Origin of the sequence: Shewanella sp. AS16 (genome assembly GCF_021412365.1) — a bacterium.
Classification (GTDB): Bacteria; Pseudomonadota; Gammaproteobacteria; order Enterobacterales; family Shewanellaceae; genus Shewanella; species Shewanella salipaludis.
Window position 1 is genome coordinate 1 of the sequence record NZ_JAKCLK010000003.1, and the last position, 20923, is coordinate 20923.

Annotated in this window: 21 protein-coding genes, 1 tRNA gene and 2 rRNA genes; 6 read left to right on the top strand and 18 right to left on the bottom strand. The window is 55.7% G+C overall.

The annotated features are described in order from the left end of the window. From LZP73_RS08515 to rimI, 5 genes are all read left to right on the top strand, one after another. Positions 1-103, top strand: a 23S ribosomal RNA gene (locus LZP73_RS08515); the annotation flags it as partial. Between the two features lie 170 nt (positions 104-273). Continuing rightward, positions 274-389, top strand: a 5S ribosomal RNA gene (gene rrf / locus LZP73_RS08520). Between the two features lie 773 nt (positions 390-1162). Further along, a tRNA-Trp gene (locus tag LZP73_RS08525) sits at positions 1163-1239 on the top strand. Positions 1240-1396: 157 nt separating this feature from the next. Then, positions 1397-1753, top strand: coding sequence for a DNA polymerase III subunit psi (locus LZP73_RS08530; RefSeq protein WP_234234290.1), 357 nt, complete (start codon positions 1397-1399; stop codon positions 1751-1753). After that, entirely contained in the window at positions 1750-2202 is a 453-nt protein-coding gene (gene rimI / locus LZP73_RS08535) for a ribosomal protein S18-alanine N-acetyltransferase (RefSeq protein ID WP_234234292.1), read from the top strand. The genes LZP73_RS08530 and rimI overlap by 4 nt, the downstream gene beginning before the upstream one ends. Positions 2203-2273: 71 nt before the next feature. Here the strand turns inward: rimI and lipA are convergent, their stop codons facing one another. From lipA to leuS, 14 genes are all read right to left on the bottom strand, one after another. After that, positions 2274-3239 carry a lipoyl synthase gene (gene lipA, locus LZP73_RS08540; RefSeq protein ID WP_234234294.1) on the bottom strand — a complete coding sequence of 322 codons (966 nt, stop codon included), beginning with the start codon at positions 3237-3239 and terminating at the stop codon, positions 2274-2276. Then, a complete protein-coding gene (lipB, locus tag LZP73_RS08545; RefSeq protein WP_234234297.1) occupies positions 3232-3891 on the bottom strand; it encodes a lipoyl(octanoyl) transferase LipB in 660 nt (219 codons plus the stop codon). Before lipB ends, lipA begins: the two co-directional genes overlap by 8 nt. Positions 3892-3983: 92 nt before the next feature. Further along, the gene (ybeD, locus tag LZP73_RS08550) at positions 3984-4250 is read right to left on the bottom strand and encodes a DUF493 family protein YbeD (protein WP_234234299.1); all 267 of its coding nucleotides are present in this window, start codon (positions 4248-4250) and stop codon (positions 3984-3986) included. A 120-nt stretch (positions 4251-4370) separates the two neighbouring features. Then, complete coding sequence (locus LZP73_RS08555; RefSeq protein WP_234234301.1) at positions 4371-5543, bottom strand: serine hydrolase; 1173 nt, start codon at positions 5541-5543, stop codon at positions 4371-4373. 116 nt (positions 5544-5659) lie between these two features. Then, complete coding sequence (locus tag LZP73_RS08560) at positions 5660-6451, bottom strand: septal ring lytic transglycosylase RlpA family protein (protein ID WP_234234303.1); 792 nt, start codon at positions 6449-6451, stop codon at positions 5660-5662. Next, positions 6435-7430, bottom strand: a complete 996-nt coding sequence (mltB, locus tag LZP73_RS08565) for a lytic murein transglycosylase B (RefSeq protein WP_234234305.1) — start codon at positions 7428-7430, stop codon at positions 6435-6437. The genes LZP73_RS08560 and mltB overlap by 17 nt, the downstream gene beginning before the upstream one ends. 12 nt (positions 7431-7442) lie before the next feature. Next, positions 7443-8549 carry a rod shape-determining protein RodA gene (gene rodA / locus LZP73_RS08570; RefSeq protein WP_234234307.1) on the bottom strand — a complete coding sequence of 369 codons (1107 nt, stop codon included), beginning with the start codon at positions 8547-8549 and terminating at the stop codon, positions 7443-7445. Then, complete coding sequence (mrdA, locus tag LZP73_RS08575) at positions 8546-10396, bottom strand: penicillin-binding protein 2 (RefSeq protein WP_234234309.1); 1851 nt, start codon at positions 10394-10396, stop codon at positions 8546-8548. The genes rodA and mrdA overlap by 4 nt, the downstream gene beginning before the upstream one ends. A 69-nt stretch (positions 10397-10465) precedes the next feature. Then, complete coding sequence (rlmH, locus tag LZP73_RS08580; RefSeq protein WP_169565922.1) at positions 10466-10936, bottom strand: 23S rRNA (pseudouridine(1915)-N(3))-methyltransferase RlmH; 471 nt, start codon at positions 10934-10936, stop codon at positions 10466-10468. Then, a complete protein-coding gene (rsfS, locus tag LZP73_RS08585) occupies positions 10936-11265 on the bottom strand; it encodes a ribosome silencing factor (RefSeq protein WP_169565921.1) in 330 nt (109 codons plus the stop codon). Before rsfS ends, rlmH begins: the two co-directional genes overlap by 1 nt. Before the next feature lie 158 nt (positions 11266-11423). Further along, entirely contained in the window at positions 11424-12053 is a 630-nt protein-coding gene (gene nadD / locus LZP73_RS08590) for a nicotinate-nucleotide adenylyltransferase (RefSeq protein ID WP_234234311.1), read from the bottom strand. Positions 12054-12127: 74 nt separating this feature from the next. Beyond that, entirely contained in the window at positions 12128-13159 is a 1032-nt protein-coding gene (gene holA / locus LZP73_RS08595; RefSeq protein WP_234234313.1) for a DNA polymerase III subunit delta, read from the bottom strand. Further along, positions 13159-13653 carry an LPS-assembly lipoprotein LptE gene (locus LZP73_RS08600; RefSeq protein WP_234234315.1) on the bottom strand — a complete coding sequence of 165 codons (495 nt, stop codon included), beginning with the start codon at positions 13651-13653 and terminating at the stop codon, positions 13159-13161. The genes holA and LZP73_RS08600 overlap by 1 nt, the downstream gene beginning before the upstream one ends. Positions 13654-13709: 56 nt before the next feature. After that, positions 13710-16289, bottom strand: coding sequence for a leucine--tRNA ligase (gene leuS, locus LZP73_RS08605; protein WP_234234318.1), 2580 nt, complete (start codon positions 16287-16289; stop codon positions 13710-13712). Between the two features lie 120 nt (positions 16290-16409). Here leuS and LZP73_RS08610 point away from each other — a divergent pair, with 120 nt between their 5' ends. Further along, positions 16410-16910, top strand: coding sequence for a zinc ribbon-containing protein (locus tag LZP73_RS08610; RefSeq protein ID WP_234234320.1), 501 nt, complete (start codon positions 16410-16412; stop codon positions 16908-16910). Here LZP73_RS08610 and lnt read toward each other — a convergent pair. Genes lnt through LZP73_RS08630 form a run of 4 tightly spaced genes read right to left on the bottom strand, consistent with a single transcriptional unit; the run spans position 16907 to position 20903 of the window. Continuing rightward, positions 16907-18490, bottom strand: coding sequence for an apolipoprotein N-acyltransferase (gene lnt / locus LZP73_RS08615; RefSeq protein WP_234234322.1), 1584 nt, complete (start codon positions 18488-18490; stop codon positions 16907-16909). The two genes, LZP73_RS08610 and lnt, sit on opposite strands and share 4 nt — an antisense overlap. Before the next feature lie 3 nt (positions 18491-18493). Further along, entirely contained in the window at positions 18494-19372 is an 879-nt protein-coding gene (corC, locus tag LZP73_RS08620; protein WP_234234325.1) for a CNNM family magnesium/cobalt transport protein CorC, read from the bottom strand. A gap of 39 nt (positions 19373-19411) precedes the next feature. Then, complete coding sequence (gene ybeY, locus LZP73_RS08625) at positions 19412-19873, bottom strand: rRNA maturation RNase YbeY (protein WP_169565913.1); 462 nt, start codon at positions 19871-19873, stop codon at positions 19412-19414. Beyond that, entirely contained in the window at positions 19863-20903 is a 1041-nt protein-coding gene (locus LZP73_RS08630; RefSeq protein ID WP_234234327.1) for a PhoH family protein, read from the bottom strand. Before LZP73_RS08630 ends, ybeY begins: the two co-directional genes overlap by 11 nt. Between the last annotated feature and the right edge of the window lie 20 nt (positions 20904-20923).

Sequence of the window (20923 nt, forward strand, 5' to 3'; positions counted from 1 at the left end):
TCCTCTAAAGAGCCGTTCGAGACTAGGACGTTGATAGGCATGGTGTGTAAGCGTTGTGAGGCGTTGAGCTAACATGTACTAATGACTCGTGAGGCTTAACCATACAACCCAGATGGGTTTTACTGAACCTTAGATAGAATACAAGCGCTTGATAAAGTGGGTCATAAAATGCTCCAGGCATTTATGACATCAAGTACCTCCATGTACTTGAACTCAAAGCAAATCAGCTTTCCGAATTATTAATTGTGTCGAAGACACGATTAAGCAGTTTTGTCTGGAAACCATAGCATTGTGGCACCACCTGATCCCATCCCGAACTCAGAAGTGAAACGCAATCGCGCCGATGGTAGTGTGGGGTCTCCCCATGTGAGAGTAGGTCATTTCCAGGCGCCTAATTTTCTCGAAAGAGAAGCGATAAATCCCCAGTACACTGTGTTGGGGATTTTTTCGTTTAACAACTTTTAACATGCTCACTCGAACATGGGGAAGATAAAAGGTCCGAACGCAGAGAGCTTGGCTCGAAGCTGGCCATGACAGGCGCCTAATTGCTCGTAAGAGCTCGTAAGAGCTCGTAAGAGAGTAGAGAAGCCACCTGAATAAGGTGGCTTTTTTGCGTTTGGACTAAAGGCACTTCCCCCATCCCTGTGGTTCCTGGGCTGAAAGAAGCTATGTTGGTGAAGCATGGCTTGGCGTCCATTGAGCGCGACGGCTTTACCTGTAGCCGACCATGACAGGCGCCTAATTTCTTGTTAAGAGAGTCGAGAAAGCCCGTTGTGAAAGCAACGGGCTTTTTCGTTATATGTCTGGATGACATGGTCACTCGAGCATGGAAAGGTCAGGCCAAATACCGCGCGGCGCACTGCCTGCGCTTCCTGTGTTGGGCTCATGCGGTCAGCCTGGCTCGCTGTTGCAGTGTCATGTGGCCTCAGGCATACAAGCGATAAGGTCGCGACAGAGCTTCAGTGATGATTTTGACCCTGATGCCTGGGTGGGGCAGCCATCTCCCGGATGAGCATCCATCCAAGCCTATGTTTATTCTCTTCGGGAGCCGGCTTGGGGGTTACATTTTCGGAACTTGTTTGAAAAACCTGCAGTTAATGTTTTTTGCCATAAAAAGTCCTTTACCTTTGAGAGTGCTTTTAGCATAATGCGTCTCGTCAACAGGGGTGTAGCTCCAATTGGTAGAGCGGCGGTCTCCAAAACCGCATGTTGTGAGTTCGAGTCTCCCCACCCCTGCCAAATTCTGAAAAAGCCGAGCTATGCTCGGCTTTTTCACGTCTGCAGTTTGTCAACTGAGTTGGGCCAGTGCCCGGATACTTGCCCGTGCCGAATAACAAAGTTTAGCTAGAGCTGGTATGCTAGCAGCCTGGGTTGGCCTTTCGAGAAATAAGAGTCGGTGAAGAAATCTGCTTATTTGGATGCCATGGGCATCAGTCGCTGGCAACAGCCTGCGACTCGGCGTAAGCCTTTTGCCGTGGCGCATAATCAGGATATGGAGCTGGCCGATCACCCCTTGGTCAAGAGTGTGCTCAGCCTGCTGGGGATTGAGAGTGGCGATTGCCACTTCGATGAACGGGTCCCGGGAGATGCGATTCTGGTGTGGGATCTGCGTCGACCAGCTGTGTTGCCGCGTAAAGCCTGGTTGGTGTCTGAGCCCTTGGAAGTCCTGATCTCCAGTGCCGGCGCCAAACGGGCGCTATGGCAGCAGATTGCGGCCTGGTTGGACTCGAAGCAGACAGGAAGCAAGACATGAGCCTGATGCTGGTTCCCCTGACGCCTGTCGATGTCGATAAGATGGCGCGGATTGAGGCACAGGCCCATAGTCATCCCTGGTCAGAGGCTAACTTGGCGAGTTGCTTCGGCAGCCTGTACCGGGTATTGGGGGCGTTCCACGACGAGTCTCTGGTAGGGTTTGCCATAGTGCAACAGATAGTCGATGAATTGAGCTTGCTGGACATCTGCATAGCGCCGGAGCAGCAAGGCAAGGGCCTGGGACGCCTGTTGTTAAAGGCCGTGATTGAACAGGCAATACAGAGCCATGCTGTGGTGATATTACTCGAAGTGCGTGCCTCAAATGTGGCCGCGCAGCGGCTCTACCTGAGCAGCGGCTTTGTCGAGTCGGGGCGGCGTAAGGGCTATTATCAGAGCGATACAGGTCCCGAAGATGCCATTCTGATGGACTTGTGTCTGGCGCAATGCTGAGCATCGCGCCGCGCTCATAAAAAAACAGCGCCGAGGCGCTGTTTTTTTATGGGGTGAGTCAAGTGCCGAGACTATTTGACTTCTTTGCCCTGAGCTTGCAGATCCGCATGGTAGCTGGAGCGTACCAGAGGGCCACAGGCGGCATGAGTGAAGCCTAAATCATCTGCCAATGCCTTGAGCTCATCGAACTCGGCCGGTGGCACATAGCGCTCTACCGGCAGGTGGAACTTGGATGGTTGCAGATATTGCCCCAGGGTGAGCATTTCTACGTTATGGTCGCGCAGATCACGCAGTACTTGGGCTATCTCTTCGTTGGTTTCCCCCAGTCCCATCATCAACCCCGACTTGGTCGGCACATTTGGATGACGTTCCTTGAAACGTTTCAACAGATCCAATGACCATTGGTAATTGGCACCTGGACGCGCTTTGCGATAATGCATTGGCGCCGTTTCCAGGTTGTGGTTGAATACATCCGGTGGCTCGGTGGCGAGAATATCCAGGGCGGCATCGATACGGCCACGAAAATCCGGTACCAGGATTTCTATCTTTATCTCAGGGTTCAGTTTACGGATCTCGCGTATGCAGTCGGCAAAGTGCTGGGCACCACCGTCACGCAGATCGTCCCTGTCCACCGAGGTGATGACCACATACTTGAGTTTCATGTCTCGTATGGTCTGGGCCAATTTGACCGGCTCGTTGGCATCTGGCTTGAGGGGACGGCCATGGGCCACGTCACAGAATGGGCAGCGACGGGTACAAATTGCCCCGAGGATCATGAAGGTCGCAGTACCATGATTGAAGCATTCGGCCAGGTTAGGGCATGAAGCTTCCTCGCACACGGAATGCAGCTCATTCTTGCGCAGGGCCTGCTTGATCTCGAGTATCCTTTGATTGGATGCCGGCAATTTCACTCGCAACCAGTCGGGTTTACGCAGCATGGTTTCGCGCTCTGAGGGCACTATCTTCACCGGTATACGTGATACTTTATCCGCGTCGCGCAGCTTGACGCCTGGTTGTAATCTTTCGGGCCTATTCATATGACTCTGCTAATCCTTGATGATGAACTAGTTGCTGATAGCCGAGTAATTGGCTAAAAGTTTGAATGAGTTGCTTGCCGGCTTCTTCGACGGACTCTGGACCGCCAAGTTCCTTACATTGCACCATTTCGAGGCCGGCATAACCGCAGGGATTGATGCGACGAAAGGGTGACAGATCCATATTCACATTGAGCGCCAAGCCGTGAAACGAGCACCCCTTGCGGATCCTGAGTCCCAATGAGGCAATCTTACGCTCATTGACATATACGCCAGGCGCATCGGCCTTGGCATAGGCTGTTATCTTATAGGGCTGCAACATGTCGACTATGCTCTGCTCTATATGATTGACCAGCTGGCGAACGCCAAGTTTGGCTCTCTTGATGTCGATAAGGGGGTAGGCTACGAGCTGTCCCGGGCCGTGATAGGTGACTTGGCCACCTCTGTCGACCTGAATGACAGGGATATCGCCGGCATTGAGTATGTGCTCACTCTTACCAGCCTGACCCTGGGTGAACACGCTCGGGTGCTCTACTATCCAGAGTTGATCCGGGCTGTCGCCGTTGCGGGTGTCCGTATACTGCTGCATCGCATGCCATACAGACTCGTAATCTTGCTGACCAAGATGCCGGATATGCAAAGTGCTTTCTTGCAAGGGCAACCTCTCCCCTCAAATATAAGTGGCGGTATTATACGCCTCTGGCCGCCAAATGTAAGACAGTAGCGTGCAGGACTGATGAGTCGTGCTTATAGCACGCGTCTCACACCTTCTACCGCGGCAAGTTCTGTGTACAAGGTCTCCACATGGTCTTTGCTTAGCACGGTCACGCGTATGGTGATCGAATAGTAGGTGCCTTTGCTCGAGGCCCTGGTGGTGGGGGTATAATCGCCCGGGGCATGTTTCTGCACCACGGCGACGACCCTGTCGGCCAATTCTTCATGGGCATCACCGACCACCTTGAAGGGGAAGGCGCAGGGAAATTCCATTAGTTCATCGAATTTAGTGTCTAACATATTTTACGCTCTTGCTGATGGGAGTTGGATCTCTATAGTGGCGATTATAACCGATTCAAGCTCGCAGGGCATACAAACAACAAAGCCACCCTGAGGTGGCTTTGTTTGCTGAGGCGGTGCTTAGCCGAGCCAGCCGGCAAACATCTGCTTAAAGTAATCCATTAACTTGCTGAACCAGCTGCCTTCATTGACTTCCTGCAATGTCACCAGCGGGAACTGGGCGACATCTTTGCCATCGAGTTGGAAGTAGATGCGGCCAACGGTTTCGCCTTTCGCCAGTGGGGCAGTCAGGGCTTTGGTCAGCTCGAAATTGGCCTGCAAATTCTTGGCTTTACCGCGATTGATTGTGATTGGTGTATCTGTGATCACACCCAAGTCGACAGATTCTTTATCGCCGTACCAGATCTTTTGGGTGACGAAACTGTCGCCCGCCTTGTAGGGGGTGATGGTTTCGAAGAAACGGAAACCATAGTTGAGCAGCTTCTTGCTCTCGGCCTTACGGGCAGATTCACTCTTGGTGCCCATAACCACTGAGATCAAACGCATGCCATCCTTGGTCGCCGAAGCCACCAGGTTATAACCGGCACCCGAGGTATGGCCCGTCTTGATGCCGTCGACATTCATGCTGTTATCCCACAGGAGTCCATTGCGGTTATATTGCTTGATGCCGTTGTAAGTATAGGATTTTTCGCTGTAGACGCGATATTCCTGCGGTACGTCACGGATCAGTGCCGCCCCCAGCAGCGCCATATCATAGGCCGTCGACTTATGGTTTGCGGAATCCAGGCCGTGGGCATTCTCGAAATAGCTGTCGCTCATGCCCAGCTGTTTGGCCCAGGAGTTCATCAGATCGACGAAGGCGCCTTCGGTACCGGCGATATGCTCGGCCATGGCGACACAGGCATCGTTGCCCGATTGGATTATGATGCCGCGGTTAAGATCTTCAACCTTAACCGTCTTTCCCACCTCGATAAACATCTTCGAGGAGTCGGGGAAGTTTTTCGACCAGGCATTCTGGGAGATGGTGACTTCATCTTCGGGGGAGATATTCCCCGCCTTGATCTCCCGGCCAATCACATAACTTGTCATCATCTTGGTCAGGCTGGCCGGATTCAGGCTCTCGTAAGCATTGCTCTCGGCTATGATGCGGCCGGAGTTGTAATCCATCAACACATAGGCCTTGGCGGCGACGCTCGGTGCGTCGGGTATGACCATGGGAGCTGCCTGGGAAGAAGCCGATACACAGGTGAGAAGCAGCAGGGTTCTAATGGGACTCTTTGCAAAATTCATCATTAACTAGGCACGTCTTTTAGTTGGGAAATGAAAAGGACTGAAATCGTCACGAGTATAACATTAGTCGACCCTGAATTTCAGTGAAGGTTCCTTCATCTGCAATTTTTACCCCAGAGCTACTCATGAATGATGTAGCTCTGGGGGTATCCGTCCAGCTTTATGGTGTCGAGCAGCTTGTTGGCTAACTCGGCCTGGCCGACGGGACCCAGCTGCAGACGATACATCTCGGGCGTGACCGGCTGCAGCCGTGATTTGACCTGATACTTGCTTTCGAGTTGAGTGGCCAGGGCCTGCAGTTTCAGCTTATCTTTGGAGGCGGCAAGCTGGATATAGTTCATGCCTGTATCCTGCAGGGCCGCCAAGCTGCTGGACTGGGGATCTTCTATGTACAAGGTCTCTATCTTGACCTTGGCTGTCCCGGTGCGCAGCATATCCAGTTTATAGGCCGCCGAGTAAGACAGATCTATGATCCTGCCTTCGTGGAAGGGCCCCCTGTCGTTGACCCTGACTATGACTTGCCTGTCGTTTTCCAGATTGGTCACCCTGACATAGCTGGGTAAGGGCAGGGTCTTATGGGCAGCGGACATGGAGTACATGTCGTAGGTTTCGCCGTTGGAGGTGAGGTGGCCATGAAACTTGTTGCCATACCAGGAGGCATAACCCGTTTGGCTGAAGTCTTTGCCTGTGGCTAGCACCTCATAGGACTTGCCCAGGACGGTATAGGGCTTGTTGCCTTGGCGGCTGTAGGCTTCATATTTGGCGTGGGCATCTTCTACCTTGCTGACATCGGGCGCGTTGCTCGGCGCCGCATCATTTTTCAAGCTATAACGCCCGCCGCTACCGGCGCAGGCTGTGAGCAGGGTCGCGGTGACCAGGATGAGTAACAGCCGCTTAGTATGGATTTTCATGACGCTCTTTGAGTTGTTGACTGAATTGATAAACGGCCATGGCGTACAGAGGGCTGCGGTTATAGCGGGTGATCACATAGAAGTTGTTGAGCCCCAGCCAGTAATCGACCTGCTCCTCTTGCTCCAGGGCGATCAGCAGCGCCGATTGTGACACATCCAGATCTTGGCTGTTTGTCAGCGACAACTCAGGGCTGAGAATATCGGCGACCTTGAGCCCGGGTTTCTCGCCGGCCCAGACTTTGGCCTTGGGGGCGTGGGTGCCGGCGTTGGCCAGGGGGAGGGCGACGGCAGCACCGCGTTGCCAGCCGTGGCGGTGAAAATAGCTGGCGACACTGCCTATGGCATCTACCGGGCTGCTCACCAGCTCACGTTTGCCGTTGGCATCGAAGTCGACGGCATAATGCCGGTAGCTGGAGGGGATGAACTGACCATAGCCCATGGCGCCGGCGTAAGACCCCTTCAACTCGGCTACTTCCAGCTGTTCCTCTCTGGCCAGCAACATCAGCTGAGCCAATTCGCTGCGAAAGAAGGTCGCTCTGGGAGGGTAATAAAACCCCAGGGTATAGAGGGCATCTATCACAGGGTAGGTCCCCATGTACTGACCATAGAAGGTCTCTATGCCTATGATGGCGACGATAATCTGCGGGTCGACCTGAAATTCATTGGCGGCCTTGGTGATGGCTTTCTGGTGAAGGCGCCAGAAGTCCAGCCCGGCCTGCAAGCGTTTCTCGGTCAAGAAGATCGGCGCATATTGAAACCAGGGTTTGACTTCCCAGGGCCTGGATATGGCATCGAGTACGGCCTGATTGCGCCTTGCCTTGCCGAGAAAGCTCTCTATCTCGGCTCGGCTGAAGCCATTCTCTATCTGGGTTTGAATAAACTCGGCGCGCAGGCCCTCGGGCTCATCGGCCGTGACCAGGTTGTTGCAGCCTGCGAGTGACAGAATTGCCGGCAGCAGCCAGCTTTGCAGCTTCCCCATTAAAAAGTATCCCTATCTGTCGACGAAGCGTCTGTGGGTGTTAATGCTCATTAGGATGCCAAATCCCGTCATCAAAGTCAGCATGGAAGTGCCGCCATAGCTGATTAAGGGCAGGGGAACACCGACCACGGGCAAGATCCCCGAGACCATGCCTATGTTGACGAAAATATACACGAAGAAGGTCAGTATGATACTGCCTGCCAGCAGGCGGGCGAAGCTGGTCTGTGCCCGGGAGGCGATGACCAGGCCACGGCCAATCACATACAGGTACAGGGTGAGCAGCAGCATGCTGCCTATCAGGCCGAATTCTTCCCCGATCACGGCGAAGATGAAGTCTGTGTGACGCTCGGGAATAAATTCAAGTTGTGATTGAGTGCCATCGAGCCAGCCCTTGCCCCAGAGACCGCCTGAGCCAATGGCAATTTTCGACTGTATTATGTGATAACCCGCGCCCAGGGGATCCTGCTCGGGATTGAGCAGGGTCAATACCCGGGTACGCTGATAGTCATGCATCAGGAAGAACCACAATATCGGCAAGAGAGCCAGCACGGCCGCGGCTATGGTGCCGACGATCGCCCAGCTCATGCCGGAGAGAAATAATACGAAGATGCCGGATGCCGCCACCAGGATGGAGGTGCCGAGATCCGGCTGCTTGGCGATGAGCAGGGTGGGGATCAACAGTATGATCCCGGCGCCGGTGAGATAACGTTTCTTCGGCGGCAGCGGAAACTTGCTTATGTACCAGGCCATGGTGATGGGGAAGGCGAGTTTGATCAGCTCAGAAGGTTGAAACTCCATGAAGCCCAGGTTGAGCCAGCGCTGGGCACCCTTGTTGGTTTCCCCGAAAAAATGCACCCCGAGCAGGAGTATCACGCCGGCGATATAGATGGGCAGCGCCCAGCGCTTGAGCACCTCGGGATTGATCTGGGCCACTATGAACATGATCATCAGGGACAGACCCATGCGCAGCAGCTGCCTGTCCATCATGGCGAGATCTTCACCACTGGCGGAATAGATGACGAACAGGCCGAAGCTCATCAGGGCCAGGATACCGATCAACAGCGGCAGGTCGATATGCAATCGCAGCCAGATGTTCTTGCGCCCTTGATGTGAATTCATAGTGCAGGCTCCTTGGTGTCTCTGAGCATATATTCATCCAGCAATTCCCTGGCGATGGGGCCGGCATTGGCGCCGCCCCAGCCGGCATTCTCCAGTACCATGGCGATGACTATCCTGGGCTGCTCGAAGGGAGCATAGGCCACGATCAGGGCATTATCCCGCAGGCGCTCATCTATGGTTTTCGCATCATATCTTGCATCTTCGGCGACACTGAAGACCTGCGCCGTGCCTGTCTTCATCGCGGCTGTATACCTGGCATCGGTAAAGCGCGACTTGTTGGCTGTCATGCGCATGGCCTCGTTGATCACCTCCCAGTTGTGGGGGTTGTCCAGCACTATCGGCGGGCGTTCATCCGGGGCGACATCGGCATCCTGTGTCTGCATGGCCTTGAGCAGGTGCGGGGTGAAGCGTCTGCCCCTGTTGGCCAGGATGGCGGTGGCATTGGCTAACTGCAATGGTGTGGTGGTCCAGTAACCTTGGCCTATGCCCACTGAAATGGTATCCCCTATGTACCATGGCTGGTTGTACTTGAGACGTTTCCAGTCCTTGGAAGGCATGTTGCCGGCGGACTCCTCGGAAATATCGACCCCGGATACCTGGCCGAACCCGAAAGGCTCCATGAAACGGGACATGTTATCCACCCCTATCTTGTAGGCCAGATCATAGAAGAAGATGTCACAGGATTCGGTTATCGCGCTGTAGACATTGACCCAGCCATGACCCCAGCGCCGCCAGTCACGGTACTTACGCTCGACCCCGGGGATCTGCCAGAAGCCGGGATCCCAGATGCGGGTCTTCTCTGTGATGGCCTTTTCCTCCAGTCCCAGCAAGGCGATCAAGGGTTTGACCGTCGACGCCGGCGCATATTGGCCCTGGGTGGCACGGTTGATCAAGGGTCTGGATTTATCGTTGAGCAGGGCGCTGTAGTCTTTGCTGCTGATCCCATGCACGAAGTGGTTGGGGTCGTAGCTCGGGCTGGAGACCATGGCCAATATGCCGCCGTCCCTGGGATCTATGGCCACTATCGAGCCACGGCGTCCGGCTAACAGTTCCACCGCCTTCTGTTGCAGCTTGAGATCCAGGGTGAGATAGATGTCTTGCCCCGGCTCGGGCGGCACCACCTTGAGGGTGCGTATGGTGCGGCCGCGGTTATTGACTTCCTCTTCCAGGTGACCCGGCAGACCATGGAGCTGGGGCTCATAGAATTTTTCTATGCCTTGCTTGCCTATATCCTTGGTGGCCGGGTAATTTTTCCATTGGTCCGTGCGCTCGAGGGCGGTTCTGTCGCGGGTGTTGATCTTGCCGACATACCCCAGCACATGGGTCAGCACACTGTCATAGGGGTAATGGCGTCTGAGGCCGGCTTCGACCGAAATGCCCGGGAATTGATATTGATTGACGCTGAATATCGCCACTTCCTGCTCCGTGAGGCGGCTCTTCAGGGTCAGGGGCTTGAAGCGTCTGTGGTGTTTGAGTGCCTCGAGAAAGCTCTCTCTCTCATCGGCAGAAATATGGACGTAGGCATCCAGGGCATCCAGGGTGGCGCCCATGTCTTTGACTTTCTCGGGGATCAGCTCGAGCGAGTAGAAGGGCTGATTCTCGGCCAGCAACTCGCCATGCCTGTCATAGACCAGGCCACGGCTGGGGGCCACGGGAACGACACGGATCCTGTTGTCGTTGGAGCGGGTTTCATAGTCCTTGTAGGACAGGACCTGCAATTGGTACAGGTTGGCGAGCAATACACTCAGGAGGGCAACAACACAGAAAAAGGTAAACAGCGCCCGACGTTTGAACAGCGACGCCTCTGCGGCGTGATCATGCATGGTTATCCGCTTTCTTCGCGACACTTATGCTATCTCCGACTCAATGTTATGGCTGTTGCGCATCTGTAGCACTCGTTTTGACCCAGAGTGAGCTTATTCCCTGTGGTAGGGGTGGTTGTTATTGATGCTCCAAGCGCGATACAGGCTTTCGGCGACCACGACTCTGACCAGGGGGTGTGGCATGGTCAATGCCGACAAGCACCAGCTCTGGCCGGCGGCTTGCTTGCAGGCGGGAGCCAGGCCTTCTGGGCCACCTATCAACAGGCTGACATCGCGGCCATCGTGTTGCCACTTGCTCAGCTGGGTGGCCAACTCAGGGGTGGTCCAGTTCTTGCCGGGTAAGTCCAGGCTGACTATGTGGTTGCCCTTGGGAATGGCTGCCAGCATAGACTCACCTTCCTTCTGCAGGATGCGGGCGATATCGGCATTCTTGCCGCGCTTACCGGCAGGGATCTCCACCAGCTCCAGCGCCATATCCCGGGGAAAGCGGCGCTGGTACTCTTCGAATCCACGGGTGATCCAATCGGGCATCCGTGTCCCTACTGCGACAAGTTGTAACTTCATCAGTCTTGCTTTTCTGACCAGAGCTTCTCGAGCTGGTAGAAATCACGGGTCTGATCCTGCATCACATGCAGAATGACATCGCCTAAATCGACCAATACCCATTCACTGCTGTCACGGCCTTCGACACCCAAAGGAGGGATGTTGGCTTTCTTGGCTTCAACGATCACATTTTCGGCTATGGCTCTGACATGAGTCTTGGATGTACCAGAACAAATGACCATATAATCAGTGATATTGGATTGATTGCTCACATCTAAAACCACTATGTCTCTGGCTTTCAAGTCGTCGACCTTATCGACAACAAATTGCTTTAATTCCGCGCTTTGCACGCTGGCGTACCTCGTTAATTTAAAATAGCGCAACAGTATACCAGTCTTGTTCGCGGGAATACATTGGCGCGGGGCGATATAGTTGGCGTCCGGGTCTTGGCTGTGGCTAACGGCATGATTCGAGGCCTGTTAACCGTCGTTGTTTTTGGGTTGGCGCCTCAGCGGCGATAGAGCCCATGGGCGCGGATGTAGGCCTGGGTGCTGGGTGCCAGCGCATCGCCGGGCAGCCGCCCCAGGGCGAGCTGACGGCGGATCTCGGTCGAAGAATAGGGCTGGGGGGGGATGTCTACCGGGAAGATGAGCCCGTTTGGGCGGCTGCCCAGTGCCGCAACCGTGGCGCGGCGGTTTTCGAGTTCGGCAAACATGGGGTCGCTGCTGGCCAGCTGCCAGCCGGGACGCTGGCATAAGACCAGGTTGGTCAGCTCGAACAGGCGCCGCCATTCATGCCAGCTGGGCAGGCCGATGAAGGAGTCCATCCCCAGCAGGAAGAGAAACTCGTGCTGCGGGTAGCGGCGTTTGAGTTGCTCCAGGGTGGTGACTGTATAAGAAGGGCTGCTTCTGTTGATTTCTATGTCACAGGGCTCGAAGCCATCGAGTTCGGCACAGACGGCGGCGACCATGGCCAGGCGCTGGGCGGCGGTGACGTTCGGCGCCTGTTTATGGGGCGGAACATGATTGGGCATCAGCCAGATCTCGTCCAGCCCAAGTTGTTGTTTCACTTCCTGCGCCGGTCGTATGTGACCGTAATGTATGGGATCGAAGGTGCCGCCGAGAATACCGATACGCATCTTAGATTAACACTCCATTGGCATCCTGGCCCGGATCAGGACTAAGGGAGAGACGGGGGCTAAGGAAAGGCATATCAATAGAGCTCTATGTGGGCCAGATGCTTGTGGGCCTTGGGATCGAACAGCAGGCATAGGTGGCTCAGCGCCGTCCAGTCTTCCACCCCTTGCTGCTTGAGCATCAGCTCCAGTTTGGAGGCTGTGGCCAACATGTGTTCTATCTGGGGCAGAGTCAGTCGCTCCAGCGCCGCCTGATACAGGGGCTTGCGCTTATCCCAGATGCGATGCTTGCTCCAGAGACTGTTGAGCCCAGTGCCCTGGGCCTGGGCGCTCTTGAGCTGCAACAGCAGGGTCAGTTCCTTGAACAGGCTCCAGAGCAAGATGGGCATGGCCGTGCCTTCGCCATGCAGTTGGGCCAACATGTGCTGCGCCTTATCCTGTTTATTGCCCAGGAGCGCATCCGTCAGCTGGAAGACGCTGAAGCGGGACTGGTCCTCGAAATAGTGGCCAAGCTCGTCGGCACCTATGGGCTGCTCTGGACTGAGGAGCTGCAGGAGTTGCATCGCCTGATCCGCCGCCAGCAGGTTACCCTCATACAAGGCAAACAACATGGCCCTGGCATCGGCCTGCAATTTGAGGCCGAAGTGCTTGATACGGGCATCGAGCCAGCGTTGAAACTGCGGCCCTTCCGGCGTGATGCAGGGAACATAGACGCCCTGGCTGTCCAGGCTCTTGAACCACTTGCTGTTGGTCTGTTCACTGGCAAGCTTGGGACCCTGAATGATGAGCAACATATCCGGGTTGGGCTGTTGCAGCAGGGATTGCAGTGTCTGTGAGCCTTCGGTGCCGGGTTTGGCCTGGGGCAGGGTCAGCTCTATGATACGGCGGCTGGCAAACAGGCTCATCGCCTGCCATTCCTGCTGCAGCTCGTGCCAGTTGAAACCCGTTTCCTGGGTCAGTTGCACCTTTTCTTCGAAGCCTTGCTGCTTGGCGGCGGCACAGATCTGGGCCTTGCTGGTCTCGACCAGCCAGGGATCGTCGCCGAAGATCAGATAGCAGGGCGTCAGGGGATTGAGCTGGCGGGCGAGTTGCTCAGGATAGACCCGCATCAATCTACCTCGGTAGCGGCCAGGGTCTGGAGTATCTTGTCGGCGGCCTGGATACGCATCTCCTTGGTCAGCAGCTCCATTTCGCGGCTCTTGGCCAGTGCGGTGCGCGGATCGTCCAGGTAATCGCGGCGGATATCGACCTTGAAGGCTTGCGCCTCTTTCCCCGGGAGGGCCACGGCAAACTCGACCAGATAGATGAGTTCGTATTCGGCCACGTTGCCTGTGGGATAGAGCGACAGGGTCGAGCGCTCGAGTGAGTCATGCAGCAGTCTCAGTGCCGGCACATCGTCGGCGGCCTCTATTACGACTATGCTGTTCAGTCTCAGGCGTTCCCGTACCAAGCGGGTGAGTTCACTGTATTGATCCGAGCTGCTCAGGCTCAGGTGTCCGAGCGCCGTCGGAATAGAATAACTGCGTTGAAGTGTAAAACCGCAACCGGCACTGCTCAGTATGAGCAGTGCCATCATTGCGAAGCATATGCGTTTTATCAGCATAAGGTTTTCGCCAGTTCCTTGTAAAGTTGGCCTAAGGTTAACTTAGGCCATGGGTCTTAGTTTGCCACTATGCTCAGTAACTTACCCGGGACATAAATGATCTTGCGGACCGTCAGGCCATCCGTGTACTTGATGACATGCTCGTCACTCATACCCAGGGCTTCGACCGATTCCTTGCTGGCATCGGCGGCGACTGTGATCTTCGCCCGTACCTTGCCGTTGACCTGCACTACTATGAGCTTGCTGTCTTCCACCAAGGCAGACTCATCGACCTCTGGCCAGTGGCTGTCTTCTATGCTGCCGCTGTTACCCAGTTCATTCCACAGCTTGAAGCTGACGTGAGGAATGATGGGGTAGAGCAGGCGCACTATGGCCGACAGGGCTTCACCTATCAGGGCATTGTCTTGGGCACTGGTTTGCGGCGCCTTCTGCAGGTGGTTCATCAGCTCCATCACGGCGGCGATGGCGGTGTTGAACATCTGGCGACGGCCTATGTCATCGCTGACCTTGGCGATCGTCTTATGCACTTCACGGCGCAGGGCCTTCTGATCCGCACTCAGCTGGCTGACATCCAGGGCCTCCCGGCCGTCATGGGCCAGATGCTCGCTGGCCAATTTCCACAGCCGCTTGATGAATCTATGGGCACCTTCGACCCCAGACTCCTGCCATTCCAGGGTCAGCTCCGGCGGTGAGGCGAACATCATGAACAGGCGCACTGTATCCGCGCCGTATTTCTCCACCATCACCTGAGGATCTATGCCGTTATTCTTCGACTTGGACATCTTGCTCATGCCGGTATACACCAGCTCATGGCCTTCGGCATCGACGGCCTTGAGGATACGCCCCTTGTCGTCCTTGTCGACCACTGTCACATCCAGTGGTGATACCCATACCCGGGCGCCTTTCTCATTGGTGTAGTAGAAGGCATCGGCCAGCACCATACCCTGGGTCAGCAGTTGCTTGGCGGGCTCGTTCGAGTTGACCAGGCCGGCATCACGCAACAGCTTATGGAAGAAGCGGAAATACAGCAAATGCATACAGGCGTGTTCTATGCCGCCTATGTATTGATCCACCGGCAACCAGTAGTTGGCCTTGGCCGGATCCAGCATCTGGTCGGCGTGCGGGCTGCAATAGCGGGCGTAGTACCATGAAGATTCCATGAAGGTATCGAAGGTATCTGTTTCACGCAGCGCGTCCTGACCATTGACCTGGGTCTTGGCCCATTCCTTGTCTGCCTTGATCGGGCTCTGGATGCCATCCATCACCACATCTTCGGGCAGCAGCACGGGCAGCTGTTCTTCCGGGGTTGGCATCACAGTGCCATCGGCCAGGGTCACCATGGGGATGGGAGCACCCCAGTAACGCTGACGGGAAACGCCCCAGTCGCGCAGACGGTAATTGACTTGGCGCTTGCCCTTGCCTTCGGCCGCCAACTTGTCGGCGATGGCATCGAAGGCTCCCTGGAAGTCCAGGCCGTCGAATTCACCCGAGTTGAATAACACGCCTTTCTCTGTGTAGGCGGCAGCTGAGATATCCACATCGCCGTCGACAGGCTTGATCACCGCCTCGATCGCCAGGCCGTACTTGGTGGCAAACTCATAGTCACGTTGATCGTGGCCGGGAACCGACATCACAGCGCCCGTGCCATAGTTCATCAACACGAAGTTGGCGGCCCAGATAGGCACCCGCTTGCCGCTGATGGGATGAATGGCATACAGACCTGTGGCTACGCCGCGCTTCTCCATGGTCGCCAGTTCGGCTTCCGAGGTCGTGCTGTTCTTGCACTCGTCGATGAAGGCCGCCAGCTCAGGATTGTTCTGCGCCGCCTGTTCCGCCAGTGGGTGACCGGCGGCGATCGCCACATAGGTCACGCCCATCAGGGTGTCGGGGCGGGTGGTGTAGATGTCGAAGCTGGTATCGCTGTCGGCGACGCCGAAGGTCATTTCTATGCCTTCGCTGCGGCCAATCCAGTTGCGCTGCATGGTCTTGACCTGCTCAGGCCAGCCATCGAGGGTGTCTATGTCGTTGAGCAATTCTTCGGCATAGGCGGTGATCTTGATGAACCACTGAGGAATTTCTTTCTGCTCCACAGGGGTGTCGCAGCGCCAGCAGCAACCGTCCTGTACCTGCTCGTTCGCCAGGACAGTCTCATCGTTCGGGCACCAGTTGACCGAAGCCGTCTTCTTATAGACCAGGCCCTTGTCGAACAACTTGGTGAAGAACCATTGTTCCCAGCGATAATACTCAGGGGTACAAGTGGCGATTTCCCGGCTCCAGTCATAGCCGAAGCCCAGCATTTTCAGCTGGTTCTTCATATAGTCTATGTTTTCATAGGTCCAGGGCGCGGGCGCCGTGCTGTTCTTGATGGCGGCATTTTCTGCGGGCAAACCGAATGAATCCCAACCTATGGGTTGCAGCACATTCTTACCCTGGAGGCGCTGGTAACGGGCCACCACGTCTCCTATGGTGTAGTTACGCACGTGCCCCATATGCAGGCGGCCAGAAGGATAAGGGAACATGGAAAGGCAATAAAACTTTTCCTTGTTCGGGTCTTCTGTGACCTGGAAGGTTTTGTTGTCATGCCAGTGCTGTTGCACTAAGGCTTCGATCTCTGAGGGATTATATTGCTCTTGCATCAATCTGTTTCCGGCAATGCCGCCTATTATTTGATCTGGCGCTATAAAGCGCGAGTGAGATCTGCATAGAATAAACCAGAAGTGATTCATTAAAAAGGTTCGTCTTAAGGAGTCTTAACCATGAGTAAGAGAAGTTCGGAGTTGCTGGCGTTATATCAAGCCCTGATAGAGCGAATGAAAGCTCGGTTTGCAGAAGATAACTCACTGACAGCAAAGCATTTGTACCAGGAGGTTACCCAAGGTAAAGATTATTTATTGCTCAAGAGCCGCGCCGATGCCGATGAATTGGCGCTGGTGGAACAATTCCTGAAGCGTGACATAGGCAGTTTTTTGCATCAGCAGAATGATGCCAGCCTGAGCCATAGCCCGACTGTGATCGCGGTGGAAAACACCTTCTGGCATTGGCTGAATGAAATTACCGACCGCAGCCAGGTGGAATGGCATGAACTGACCCAGGACATAGAGCAGCAGGGGTATTACCAAAGCGGTGACATCGTCAGTCAGGGCAAGCTCATCTGCGTCCAGTGCGGTCATGCGATGGACATAGAGTTCCCCGGGGTGATCCCGGATTGTCCTCAGTGTGACGGCGAGACCTTTACCCGCGAGGCGCTGGCGCCTTAGAGTGGTTTGGCTCCCAAGGCGCGCCGTTGCCGTGCCTTGGGTGAGCGCCGCAGGCCCAATAGGCTGAAGCCGAACAATAAGCCGCACAGCCAGAGTACCGGCGCCTGTCCCCAGCGGGCAAACCAGGTTTGGCCCGTGACCAGTGGCACTTCGGCAGTCAGTACCCCGGCCTCGAATTGCGGCAGGCGGGCACTGATGTTGCCATGTTCATCGACCAGCGCAGTGACGCCGTTGTTGGTGGCCCGCGCCAGGGGGCGTCCCAGCTCTATGGCGCGCATCTGGGCAATTTCCATGTGCTGCAAGGGGCCGTTGGATTCTCCGAACCAGGCGTCGTTGGACACAGTCAGCAAGAGATCTGTGTCCGGGTCCAGGTTATCCCTGACCTGTTCCGGGAAGGCGATTTCGAAGCAGATGGAAGGCGCGACCTTATAGCCAAGGGCCTTGAGGTTGGGCTGCCGATAATCGCCGCGGCCGAAGGAGGACATGGGCAGGTTGAACAGGGGCGCAATCGGCCTGAGCAGTGACTCGAAGGGGACGAATTCGCCTATGGGCAGCAGGTGATGCTTGTTGAATCTATTGGCATGCCCTTCCCGGTAGTCGGCACTGTCTTGGTGTTTCTCATCCTGGTTTCCCAGTACTATCAAACTATTATAGAAGTTCCCCTCTGCTTGGCTGATGATGCCAGTGATGATGGCGCTGTCATTGAGGTTGGCCACCCGGTTGGCGTTTTCCAGGAAGTCGGCCACCATGGCTTCGGGCGCAGGAACTGCGGCCTCGGGCCAGATGATGATGTCGGCATCCAGTTGTGGCCGTGTCAGATCCATGTATTTCAGCAGGGTAGGCCAGAGGGCGTCCGGTTGCCATTTCATGCTTTGGGGAATATTGCCCTGGACCAGGACCAGCTTGAGGCGCTCGCCACTGCGCTCTATGTCTGAGACTCTGGGGCCGATGAAGACCGCCAGCGCCAACACAGGCAGCAAGATGGCCAGGCTCCTGTAGCGGCGGCTCAGGCACAGTGCCATGGCACCGGCCAGCATGGCGAGCAGGAAACTCAGTCCCAGGACGCCTACAATACTGGCCAGCGATTTGAGTGGTCCCTGGGTTTGGCTATAACCGCCCCAGAGCCAGGGAAAGCCTGTCAACACCCAGCCGCGGGCCCATTCGCCCAGGGTCCACAGGGCGGGGAAGAGTGCCAGGTTACGCCATGGCGCCCCATTGCGCTGTGGTGTCAGTTTCTGCAGCAGGTAGCCGGCCAAGGCCGGATACAGGCTGAGATAGGCCGCCAACAGCGCCATCAGTCCCAGGGAGACCGGCAGCGGCAGGCCACCGAACTTCGCCATGCTGACATGCACCCAACTGATGCCCAAGGCGAAGCTGCCGAAGCCGAAACTCAGCCAATAATAGCCGCTGGCCCTGGCCGACAGGGCTCGGCTTTGCCAGAGGGCGAATGCCAGCGCCAGGGGATAGATGGGCCACAGCGAATAGGGGGCGAAAGACAGCGCAGTGCTGGCTCCCACGGCGAAGGCCGTGGCCAGCCTGACGCTGGTATGGCGGGACCAGGCCCTCAAGGTATTCAGCACGGATCAGGTATCTGTATGTTCGTCGGTATTGGGATCGGGCAGTTTGACCCTGAGTTGGATCAAACGACGGGTATCGGCACTGATCACTTTGAATTCTATGCCTTCAATTTCTATGCTCTCGTTGCGCTCCGGCAGATGGCCGAAGGCATGGGATACCAGACCACCGACGGTATCAAACTCTTCGTCGCTGAAATGGCTATGAAATTGCTGATTGAAGTCTTCGATCGGCGTCAGCGCCTTGACCATGTAGACGGTATTGCCTACCTTGCGGATCTCGGTTTCTTCGGCGCTGTCATGATCGAATTCGTCTTCGATCTCGCCGACGATTTCCTCGAGGATATCTTCTATGGTCACCAGCCCGGACACGCCGCCGTACTCATCGACCACTATCGCCATGTGGTAGCGCTGGGAGCGAAATTCCTTGAGCAGGACATCGACTCTCTTGCTCTCTGGCACTACTACCGCAGGGCGTATGACCTTGGCGAGGGAGAAAGGTTCGTCACCGTTGTGGAAGCCATACTTGATCAGATCTTTGGCGAGCAATATGCCCTCGATATGATCTTTATCTTCGTTGACGACCGGGAAGCGGGAGTGGGCCGAGCCTATGACGGTTGCCAGCAGCTCTTCGACCGTGTTGTCTATTTGCAGTGCGACTATTTGAGCTCTGGGGATCATTATGTCCCGGACTCGCAGGTCGGATACCTCTAATACACCCTTAATCATTTCGCGGGTATCTTCGGTGATGAGATCGCGCTGTTCGGCGCCGTGGATCACATCGACCAAATCTTCACGATTTTGAGGTTCGCCCTGGAATAACTGACTCACTCTATCAAACCAGCCTTTCTTATGGGCGTTTGTACTCGGGGGGATATCGTCACTCATAGTGTTTTTTCTTAGCCTGGCTTACGCCACATAGGCTAATCATGCTTCCTTATATGGGTCGGTAAAACCTAAGCTTTCAATCAGTTGAGTCTCTAATGACTCCATTTCTTCGGCTTCGGCATCTTCAATGTGATCATACCCTAGCAGATGCAGACAACCATGTACAACCATGTGTGCCCAATGCGCCTCCAGGGGTTTGGCCTGCTCGAGGGCTTCATTCTCGACCACCTCGACGCAAATGACAAGATCTCCCAGCAAGGGCAACTCGATTTCCGGCGGTGCCTCGAACGGGAAGGACAGCACATTGGTGGGCTTATCCTTGCCGCGGTAGCTGTGGTTGAGACTCTGGCTTTCTGCGGCATCGACCAGGCGTATGGTCAGCTCGGCCTCATCCAGGGTGCTGCCGAGTGCGGTGCGCACCCACAGCTCGAACTGTGCCTGGGAAGGCAGATTCGGCTTGTCAGTGGCAATCTGCAGATCTAAGGCTAAATCAAGACTCATGATGACTGGCTTCCTGCTGGTAGTGGCTGGCTCTCTGATCTTTCAGTCGCTGCTGGGTCTGCTCGTGGGCCTCATAGGCCTCGACTATTCTGGCCACCACAGGGTGGCGCACCACGTCCTTGGCCTGGAAGAAGTTGAAGCTGACTTCCTCGACTTCGCTCAGCACCTCGATCGCATGGCGCAGGCCGGATTTCTGGTGTTTGGGCAGGTCGACCTGGGTGATGTCACCGGTGATCACCGCCCGGGAGTTGAAGCCTATGCGGGTGAGGAACATCTTCATCTGCTCAACCGTGGTGTTTTGGCTCTCGTCGAGGATGATGAAGGCATCGTTCAGGGTGCGGCCGCGCATGTAGGCCAGAGGGGCGACTTCGATGACGCCGCGCTCTATCAGGCGCTCGACCTTCTCGAAGCCCAACATCTCGAACAAGGCATCGTACAGGGGCCGCAGGTAAGGGTCGACCTTCTGGCTCAGGTCCCCTGGCAGGAAGCCCAGCTTCTCACCCGCTTCCACCGCGGGACGGGTCAGGAGGATGCGGCGCACTTCCTGGCGCTCCAGCGCATCGACGGCAGCCGCCACCGCCAGATAGGTCTTGCCGGTACCGGCCGGGCCTATGCCGAAACTGATATCGTGGCGCACTATGTTGGCCACATACTCGCTCTGGTTTGGATTTCTGGGTTTGATCACCCCGCGACGCGTCTTGATATACAAGTCTTTGTCGGTTGTGGCATCGTCCGCTTCCAGTGCTATCGCTTCCTGGATTGCCAGGTGGACAGTGTCCGGTTCGAGATCCGGGGTGCTGCCCTTGACGGTTTGGGTCTCTATATAGAGCTGCTTGAGCAGGTTATTGGCGGTCAGGCAGTTGCGTGGCTGACCGACAATTTGGAAGTGGTTGTTTTTATAGCTTATCTCTACGCCTATACGGCGTTCGAGTTGTTTGATGTTGTCATCGAACGGGCCGCACAAAGAGGCCAGGCGGCGGGTTTCCGAGGGTTCGAGATACAAATTGAGTGTGGTGAGTTTGTTAGTCAAATACAACTCCAGGTAAGGGC

Coding starts and splice junctions, on each gene's coding strand:
- holA (WP_234234313.1), bottom strand. CDS start 13,159: ATGCGGGTCTATCCTGAGCAACTCGCCCGCCAGCTCAATCCCCTGACG.
- rodA (WP_234234307.1), bottom strand. CDS start 8,549: ATGAATTCACATCAAGGGCGCAAGAACATCTGGCTGCGATTGCATATC.
- LZP73_RS08560 (WP_234234303.1), bottom strand. CDS start 6,451: ATGAAAATCCATACTAAGCGGCTGTTACTCATCCTGGTCACCGCGACC.
- nadD (WP_234234311.1), bottom strand. CDS start 12,053: ATGCGTATCGGTATTCTCGGCGGCACCTTCGATCCCATACATTACGGT.
- LZP73_RS08610 (WP_234234320.1), top strand. CDS start 16,410: ATGAGTAAGAGAAGTTCGGAGTTGCTGGCGTTATATCAAGCCCTGATA.
- LZP73_RS08555 (WP_234234301.1), bottom strand. CDS start 5,543: ATGATGAATTTTGCAAAGAGTCCCATTAGAACCCTGCTGCTTCTCACC.
- ybeD (WP_234234299.1), bottom strand. CDS start 4,250: ATGTTAGACACTAAATTCGATGAACTAATGGAATTTCCCTGCGCCTTC.
- mltB (WP_234234305.1), bottom strand. CDS start 7,430: ATGGGGAAGCTGCAAAGCTGGCTGCTGCCGGCAATTCTGTCACTCGCA.
- corC (WP_234234325.1), bottom strand. CDS start 19,372: ATGAGTGACGATATCCCCCCGAGTACAAACGCCCATAAGAAAGGCTGG.
- rlmH (WP_169565922.1), bottom strand. CDS start 10,936: ATGAAGTTACAACTTGTCGCAGTAGGGACACGGATGCCCGATTGGATC.
- lipA (WP_234234294.1), bottom strand. CDS start 3,239: ATGAATAGGCCCGAAAGATTACAACCAGGCGTCAAGCTGCGCGACGCG.
- rimI (WP_234234292.1), top strand. CDS start 1,750: ATGAGCCTGATGCTGGTTCCCCTGACGCCTGTCGATGTCGATAAGATG.
- LZP73_RS08600 (WP_234234315.1), bottom strand. CDS start 13,653: ATGCTGATAAAACGCATATGCTTCGCAATGATGGCACTGCTCATACTG.
- ybeY (WP_169565913.1), bottom strand. CDS start 19,873: ATGAGTCTTGATTTAGCCTTAGATCTGCAGATTGCCACTGACAAGCCG.
- leuS (WP_234234318.1), bottom strand. CDS start 16,289: ATGCAAGAGCAATATAATCCCTCAGAGATCGAAGCCTTAGTGCAACAG.